Raw genomic sequence first — 7,773 nt, forward strand, 5'->3', positions numbered from 1 at the left:
GTGGGTGGTGCGAAAATCCAAAATAGGCACACACCACCGGCAGGCCCCGGCTTTAGCCCACCTGGCAGCGGGGGGAGAAATGATATGACCCGTGCGGCCGAGCGCCTGTACCGACGTCCGGCGGGACCATCGCCGACCGTGCTTCCCGTCCGTACGGGCCGCGAGGAGGCGAGGAGATGTCTGAGACGGCGGCGACCGTTCCGAAATGGCACGCGGCCGGCGACTGGTTCGATACGTGCAGGTGCAACGTTCCCTGTCCCTGCTCGTTCGCCCAGGCGCCCACCTACGGTGAATGCGACGGCGTCCTGGCCTGGCACATACGCGAGGGCAACTACGGCGACGTACGACTGGACGGCCTCAATGTGCTGATGCTCAGCTCCTTCGTCGGCAATGTGTGGGCCGAGCACACCGATACGTTCGCCGCGGTGTTCCTCGACGAGCGAGCCGACGGAACGCAGCGCGAAGCACTCCAGATGATCTTCGGCGGCCAGGCCGGCAGCTGGCCCGCCGAAATGGTGAGCATGATGGACGCCGAAATGCGGGGCATGGACTTCGCCCCCATCGAGATCGAGGTCGACGAAGACCTCGGCGGCTGGCGGGCCACGATTCCCGACCGGGTCGAGGCGAGCGCGCGGGCGCTCACCGGACCGACGACTCCCGAAGGCGCCCGAGTCCAGTCGACCAACCTTCCGGGCTGCGAGACCGGGCCGGGGCAGACCGCGACCTGGGGCCGCTCGACGGCGGACCGCGCCGACGCCTTCGGTTTCCGCTGGAGCCGCGAAGGCCAGTCCAGCAAGCACATCACCTTCGACTGGACGGGCCCCGACTGAATCGTCTGCTCCCGTACGGCGGACGCCGACTGCTCGGTACAACGCGTTGCGCCGAGCAGCGTCAGGCTTCGAGCGCCCCCGATCCCAGCCCCCCGCACAAGAAGGAACCCAGACGGACACCCGCGGGATCAACTACAGATGTGCACATTCAACCATGGTTGATTACGCGGGTTCCAGCCACTAGGGTCTCGTTCCAGCGATCACCCAGCCCCACTTGAGACGCACCGGCAACGACCGGTCAGAGGCGACCGCTTGACCGACCGTCACTCCTCATCTCACCCCGGGCAACGGGGCTCGGCACCGCATGCCGAGATGCCGGCTCGCCACCCCTGGAAGAGCACGTCACCAGGCGGAAGACGCCGGCACCACGGCTGCGCAAAGAAACTGACCATTCCTCAGGGGGAAGAGCGTGAGCACCATCACCCACAGGAGTCATCTGCAGACTCGTCCACGGGCCCGTCTCGGCACCGGCGCCTGCGCCCCATCGAGCGACCGCGTCCACGAGGCGGCGGAAGATCTGTGCGGAGCGGTCTTGGGCTCGCTACGGCGCCGGGACCAGCGGGAGAAGGGGCTGCAATACGTCCAGGGGCTGCTGGCGACCCCCGGCCGCAAGTCGATCCGCAATATCGCGCAGCAGATCGGAGGCTCCGCCACCGACCAGAGCCTGCACCACTTCATCGCCGGTTCCACCTGGGACTGGCGGCCGATCCGCATCGCACTGTCCCGGTACCTGGAGCAGTCCTGCCCGTTGACCGCGTGGGTGATCCAGCCGATGACCATCCCGAAGGGCGGCGAACACTCCGTCGGGGTGCGGCGGCAGTACGACCCGCAGCGCCGGCAGATGTTCCGGGGGCAGCAAGCCTTCGGAATCTGGTTCACCTCCGCCCATGTCGTCACTCCGGTCGGGTGGCGGCTCCACCTCCCGGAGGAGGAGGCGGGTGACGGCTCCGGAGAGACGTACGAGGAGTGCGCGGTGACCGGCATCCTGGAGGCCGTCCGACAGGTCGGACTGCCGCCCCGGCCGGTTCTGCTGGACATTCCCGGCATCGGCACCCGCTCCACGATGAACCGTTTCGCCGACGCGAAGCTGCCGGTGCTGGCCCGGATCGGCCCGGACACCCGGCTGCTGGTGACCGACCCGGCGCTGCCCGGCCACGGCGCGGGCGCCCTGGCCGCCTCGGAGGTGCTGCAGAAGGTACGAGCGCTGCGCACTCCCGCCGAATGGGCCGACCCGGCGCACCCGGGGCGGCGCCGCGCCACGCTGGTGGCCGCCGTACGCGTGATGATGCCGGACCCCGCACCCACGCGGCGCCGGCACCTGACCCTTCTCGGCGAATGGACCGACCCGCACCGTCCGCCCTCGCAGCTGTGGGTGACCGACCTGTCCCAGCCCGCCCCGCGCACCCCGGCGGCGCTGCTGCGGCTGACGAAGCAGATGGGGCGGGTGTCGGCGACCTCCGCGCGCAGCGTGCAGGACGTGGGGCTGCGGGACTTCGCGGGGCGGTCGCTGTCCGGGTGGCACCGGCACGTGACGATGGCCTCGGTGGCGCACGCGGCGCGCTGCCTGTCCGAAACCGGCGTCTCGGCCGGGGCGGGCCTCGCCTAGGACCGGCGGGCAGCTCCCGGGTTCCGGCCCCGGCCCTTCGGACCCGGGGCCGGTCGTACCGCTCCCGCCGGACAGGAACCGGCTGTCCCGGGCCGCCTTCCTTCTCCACCGTGACCGGGCTCTCGGTGAACCTCGGTGGTCTCGGCTGGCCGGGCACGCTCATGCTCCTGGCCACGGTCGCGGTGATCCATCCGCTGGAGGGGCCGGTGGCGACACCGAAGCGCACACCCGACCCGGTCGGCGCCCCGCGGTGAACCGTCCGTCAGCCCTCCAGTGATGCCCATATGCGTCCGGCCACGCCGGACGCGGGCGCCTTGCCGAGGCGCATCGCCTCCAAGGGCGAGCGGAACTTCGCGGCCAGCATGCGCCCGAACTTCTCCGCCCTCCGCTCCTCGTCGAGATCGAAATCGGTGCGGGCGGCGACGGCGACGTGGGCGACGGCCTCGGCAAGGCTCCACCGGTCCCCGGTCATGCGCGCCGCGACCTTCGCACCCGCACCGCCGGCGTGCTGCCCGCAGGTTCCTTCCTTGCGGTGCCACAGTTCGTGCCCGACGATCACCATCTGGTGCAGCGGAGAGGTGTTCTTCTCGACGACGATCACCTCGAAGTCACCCATGTCGAGCCACAGGCCGCTGACGGTGTCCTGCGGGAACGGTTCGAGCATCAGCCGCACCTCGCGCTCGCCGGTCTGCGTCACGTAGGCACAGATCGCCCGGAACAGTTCGACCGGAGTGGTCGGCGACGAACCGGCCACGCCCGCGAAGATCTCGTCGCGATGCTTCTTCATCTCTCGGTGCGTCCCCACCGTGCCCCCCATGCATCACATCCGTACAGACCCCGCGGGTGGGGGTCTACTCGCCCCGGGCCTCCCGGGCCCGCTCCTCACGTGCCCGCCGGGCGACCGATTCGATCAGCGCGATGAGCGGCTGGGCCGTGTCGTCGGGCACCTCGGCCAGAGCGCGCGCCGCGTAACCGACCACGCCGAGTTCTGGGTTCAGGTCGGGTGCGGTACCCCTGTCCTTCAGGCGCTGGAGGTCCTGGTCCTGGCGTTCGAAGGCCCGTTCCAGGAGCTCGTTGTGGATCTCGCGCAGGACCCGGTCAAGGGCCTCCGCGGGCTCGGCCACCAGGAACTCGATCCGCTCCCCGAAGAACTGCGCGATCCCGGCGGCGTGGTCCAGGTTCGGAGCCTTGCCCGTCTTGATCATTTTGTCGAGCCACTGAGGGCTCGTGCCCGCGCCCGCCGCGATCTCCGCCAGCGAGTAGATGCGCCGCTGCCCGTCGGTGGAGGGGCGCAGCCGTGTGGCGCGCAGGAAGAGGATCCGGTCCAGCACCCGCCGGTGGCGTGCTTCCACCGCGTCCGCACCGCTCACGGCGGTGGCGGACGCCAGCGGCTCGCCGCGCAGCAGCGCCTCGACTTCCGCCACGGGCAGGCCGGAAGCGTGGGACAGGCCTCCCTCGCCCTCGACCCTCAGCACTTCCTCGCGGTCATCGCCCAACCGGTCGAGAAGGACGGCGATGCGCTGGAGCGTGCTCACAGGGTCGGCTGAAGGCCTGTCACTCAACGCGTACTCCCACGGACTCCGACGGCCTTGACGTTTCGAGCGGTGACCGTAGCCGCACACGCAACGTGAGGGCAATGGCGAACGGTCCGCCCTCGGTGGGAGATTCTACGGGGAGGCCGTCACTCCCCTGCCATGGGTAGCGCGCCGCGGCGGTGGGGCTCGCGCCGGGGCGGCACGGCCCGGGAGACGCGCACCATGAGGTCGCCGTACTCGGTCTCGGACGAGCGCAGGGCGTGGGCGGCACGGCGGCTCTCGTCCTCGTCGGCGGGTGTCGAGCGTGCACGGGCGTCAGCGGCCGCCTGCAGCATGGCGGCGAGGCCGGCCGCGACGGCGTCCGGCCCGCACGCGCCCTTCTGGACCGCCTCGCGGTGGGCCAGTTCGCGTATGCCGTCGGCGCAGTAGGGGCGCAGCTGGAGCATCCAGTCCTGAATGTTCGTCATTCGGTTGACCAGGTGCTGTTCGGGGCCCGCGTACCAGGGTGTGGTCAGCGCGAGGGAGTCCTGGCCGCTGGTGACGGGCGGGCGCACGACCCGCATCAGTGGGGCGAGCGCGAGGAAGGTCCGCCCGGGGTTGACGAGGCGTTCGGTGAGCCAGGGGCCGAAGACCGGGAGGAGGAAGCCAATGGTGACGATCAAGGCTCCGAGGGGGGCGTACTCGGCGACGCCGTCGTTGAGTACGTCCCAGTTCCGTCCGTTCCAGCGGGCGGCGATGGCGAGGAGTTTGAGGGACCCGCAGAAGAAGTTCGACAGGAATCCGGCGCCGAGCACGTACAGGCTGGCCCGCAGCCACCCGTCGGCCGTGGCCGATCCGTCCGTCCGGATCTCTTTGCGGATGGCGAGCGACCAGCGCCAGCACACGACCGTGGCGCCGCCCGCGGCCACGACGTTCGAGGACAGGTAGAGCACCAGCATCTCAACGATGAAGGGGGTGTTGGCGTAGTAGGTGTCGAAGTCGACCGGTCTCTCGTCCGGTACGTCGCCGAGGACGAAGCAGACGATGACCGTCAGGACGACGAGGCAGTGTCCCAGGATCCAGACGCGTACGCGCCACCTGGTACGGGGCCTCCCCGTCTTGTCCCCCCTCCAGTTCTCCATCAGCGCCAGGCAGGTGCAGGCGTACGCGCACAGGATGCAGTGGACCAGCAGGGCCGAGAAGTTGGAGACGCCGGTGAGCCGGTTGACCGCCGTCACCGTCGGCGGGGCGGAGAAGAAGAAGCCGGCGCAGTGCAGGAGGATCAGGGCGTTGACGGTGCGGACCAGCGGGCTGCGCCAACCCCGCACCAGGGCGGGCAGCTTCACCAGCAGGACGGCGGCCAGCCCGGCTGCGGGTACGTAGAAGTGGACGCCTTGTTGCATGGCCAGCCTTCCGATGGTGCCGGGACACGGCCGGCGACGCCGGTGAGTACGGCGCCGTCTTTCCGACCCGACGCACCGGTCCCCGCCCCGTGCGTCACTCCAAGATCATGCCAGTGGGACGCGGCGCCCCCGACAGCACGACGCACCCCTCAGTCCGCCGTCGCCGCCCCCGTCGCGTCCGCGGCCTCGCGGGTCTCTCGCGCCCGGTCCGCACGCGCCCGGCGGGCGATCGATTCGATGAGGTCCACGATCGGCTTGGCCGTCTCGTCGGGTACGTCGGCCAGACAGCGGGCCGCGCTCCCGACGAGCCCCGGCTCGCACATCGCGTCGATGGACGGTCCGGCTGCCCTGAACCTCCGTACTTCGGCGTCCTGTTGCTCGACGGCCTGCTCCAGCAGGTCCGAGTGGATGTACCGCAGTGCGCGGTCCAGGGCCTCGGCGGGCGGGTCCATCAGAAAGCCGATCTGCTCCCCGAAGAACCTGGCGATCCCGTCCGCGTGGTCGAGGTTCGGGGCCTTTCCCGTCTTGATCATCTTGTCGAGCCACTGCGCGCTGGTGCCCGCTCCGGCCGCGATCTCGGCCAGCGTGCAGACACGGCGCTGCCCGTCGGCGCGGTGTCGCAGGCGCGTGGCGCGCAGGAAGAGGATCCGCTCGACCACCCGCCGACGGCGGGCCTCCACCGGGTTCGCCTCGTCGGCGTCCGTACCGGACGGGGTCCGGTCGCCGCGCAGCAGGGCTTCGACGTCCTGAGCCGGCAACCCGGACGCGTACGACAGCCCGCCCTCGCCCTCGACCCGCAGCACGTCGTCGCGATCACCGCCGAGCCGGTCGATGAGGGCCACGATGCGTCGTGCGGTGCTCGCCGGATCAGGAGCAGATCTGTCACTCACCGCACGCTCCTGAGGACTCCCGGGCACTGACCATCCGAGCGTGACCGTAACCGCTCCCCTCTCGCAATAGCAACCACCGATGACAGCACATCAGCCAGGGTTGCGCCGGGGTCGGTCAGCCGTCGATCCGGTGGGCGGCCCAGAACGGGGTGAGGTCCTTGGCGGTGGCGGCCCGGGCGGCAGCCTTGAAGGCGGGCGTGGTGCTCACGCCGTACCGGTGCGTACGGACGTAGCCGCGGAGCAGGCGGGTCATCGCGTCGGCCCCGATCGTCCGGCGCAGGTCGTGCAGCGCGCAGGCGCCGTAGCCGTAGACGACGTCCTCGTAGCGGGTCGGGTGTTGGTCCCAGTACGCCATGCCGTTGGTGATCCGCTCCTGCGGCGTCGACCACGCGACCGCGGTCCAGCAGTCCGCGCCGTCCCGGCCGAGGGCGAGATCGGTGGCGTACTCGGCGAAGGATTCGTCCAGCCAGGGCTGGCGGTACTGGTCGTCCCCGACGATGCCGTACCACCACTGGTGGGCGATCTCGTGGACGAGGGCGGCGGCCTTCACCCGGGCCAGGACGAACCCCGGGTACTCCATGCCGCTGAACCAGAGGTCGTCGTCCAGCACGACGTCCAGCTCCGTGTAGGGGTAGGCGCCGAATGCGCGGGCGTGCGCGTCCATCGCGGAACCGGCCGTGGACAGCATGGCCCGGGCGTCCGCCGCCGCGATGCCGGCCACGCTGTGGACGTTGACCGTGACCCCGCCCGCGGAGACCCGGGAGAAGGTGTCGAACGGGCCTGCGGACCAGGCGAAGTCACGCACCTTTCGGGCTGTCACCGTGGTGACGGTCCGTCCGGCGGCCCCCGGGGCCTCGGCCGTGCTGCCGGTGGCGGGCACCGTGACGGCTGCCGGGTGGTCGAGCACCACGGTGAAGTCGGCGGCCAAGGTGTAGAACGACTCCCCGGTATCGGTGAACGGGTCGAGGTGCCAGCCTGCGGTGTCCCGTACCGCGAGCACCGGCAGGGCGTTGCCGAAGTGGCTGTACGCCCCGTGCCGCCCGAACCTTCCGGCGTTGTCCACGAGTTCGGGGGCCCGCACGGTGAGGTCGAAACCGATCGTGTGGTGCTCGCCGGGACCGAGCGGGGCCGGCAGGGCGATCCGCAGCGCGGTGCACCCGACCCGGAGGCCGTCCGCGGTGGCCCCGACGAGGCGTGTCACGGTGACCGCCGGCTCCGAGCAGCCCCCGTGGGCGTTGCCCCACAGCCTGAGGAAGAGCTCATGGAGCGGATCCACCGAAGCATTGGTGAAGCTCACCCGCTCGTGCCCGGAACATCGGCAGCCGGAGGAGTCGCCGGTCAGCTCGACCGCGTATGCCGCCGAGGCCGGCGTCCGGATCAGCCCGGCACGCCGCCCGCCGCCGGGTGGTGCGCTGCCCGTCATGGAGGCGACCAGCGCGAAGCACGCGAGAACGGTTGCCAGGAGCCGAGCGGACCTGCCCATGTGTCCTCCTCTGGAATCGGCGGTGGGGCCTCGTGGGCCCGGCACCC

Annotated in this window: 8 protein-coding genes; 3 read left to right on the plus strand and 5 right to left on the minus strand. The window is 70.8% G+C overall.

Features of this window, described 5'->3' with window-relative positions; translation table 11 throughout:
- The first annotated feature begins 176 nt into the window (after positions 1-176).
- From ACFV0Q_RS33170 to ACFV0Q_RS33180, 3 genes are all read left to right on the plus strand, one after another.
- Entirely contained in the window at positions 177-830 is a 654-nt protein-coding gene (locus ACFV0Q_RS33170) for a DUF1326 domain-containing protein (RefSeq protein WP_385010447.1), read from the plus strand.
- A 532-nt stretch (positions 831-1,362) separates the two neighbouring features.
- Positions 1,363-2,436 carry an IS701 family transposase gene (locus ACFV0Q_RS33175; protein ID WP_385010449.1) on the plus strand — a complete coding sequence of 358 codons (1,074 nt, stop codon included), beginning with the start codon at positions 1,363-1,365 and terminating at the stop codon, positions 2,434-2,436.
- Between the two features lie 110 nt (positions 2,437-2,546).
- Complete coding sequence (locus ACFV0Q_RS33180; protein WP_385010451.1) at positions 2,547-2,690, plus strand: hypothetical protein; 144 nt, start codon at positions 2,547-2,549, stop codon at positions 2,688-2,690.
- Positions 2,691-2,698: 8 nt separating this feature from the next.
- On the opposite strand, the gene ACFV0Q_RS33185 is transcribed toward ACFV0Q_RS33180, so the two are convergent.
- The 5 genes from ACFV0Q_RS33185 to ACFV0Q_RS33205 form a co-directional block, all read right to left on the minus strand.
- Positions 2,699-3,223 carry a toxin-antitoxin system, toxin component gene (locus tag ACFV0Q_RS33185; RefSeq protein ID WP_385010453.1) on the minus strand — a complete coding sequence of 175 codons (525 nt, stop codon included), beginning with the start codon at positions 3,221-3,223 and terminating at the stop codon, positions 2,699-2,701.
- A gap of 64 nt (positions 3,224-3,287) precedes the next feature.
- A complete protein-coding gene (locus ACFV0Q_RS33190; RefSeq protein WP_385010455.1) occupies positions 3,288-3,971 on the minus strand; it encodes a hypothetical protein in 684 nt (227 codons plus the stop codon).
- A gap of 146 nt (positions 3,972-4,117) precedes the next feature.
- Positions 4,118-5,353, minus strand: a complete 1,236-nt coding sequence (locus ACFV0Q_RS33195) for an MAB_1171c family putative transporter (protein ID WP_385010457.1) — start codon at positions 5,351-5,353, stop codon at positions 4,118-4,120.
- Positions 5,354-5,502: 149 nt separating this feature from the next.
- Positions 5,503-6,243, minus strand: a complete 741-nt coding sequence (locus tag ACFV0Q_RS33200; protein ID WP_385010459.1) for a hypothetical protein — start codon at positions 6,241-6,243, stop codon at positions 5,503-5,505.
- Between the two features lie 115 nt (positions 6,244-6,358).
- On the minus strand, positions 6,359-7,726 hold the full coding sequence (locus ACFV0Q_RS33205) for a M1 family metallopeptidase (protein WP_385010461.1): 1,368 nt from the start codon (positions 7,724-7,726) through the stop codon (positions 6,359-6,361).
- Between the last annotated feature and the right edge of the window lie 47 nt (positions 7,727-7,773).

Origin of the sequence: Streptomyces sp. NPDC059564, from assembly GCF_042735575.1 — a bacterium.
Lineage (GTDB): Bacteria > Actinomycetota > Actinomycetes > Streptomycetales > Streptomycetaceae > Streptomyces.

Bases quoted from the DNA above. Each gene is read 5' to 3' on its own strand.
- ACFV0Q_RS33170 (WP_385010447.1), top strand. From the start codon at position 177: ATGTCTGAGACGGCGGCGACCGTTCCGAAATGGCACGCGGCCGGCGAC.
- ACFV0Q_RS33185 (WP_385010453.1), bottom strand. From the start codon at position 3,223: ATGAAGAAGCATCGCGACGAGATCTTCGCGGGCGTGGCCGGTTCGTCG.
- ACFV0Q_RS33195 (WP_385010457.1), bottom strand. From the start codon at position 5,353: ATGCAACAAGGCGTCCACTTCTACGTACCCGCAGCCGGGCTGGCCGCC.
- ACFV0Q_RS33205 (WP_385010461.1), bottom strand. From the start codon at position 7,726: ATGGGCAGGTCCGCTCGGCTCCTGGCAACCGTTCTCGCGTGCTTCGCG.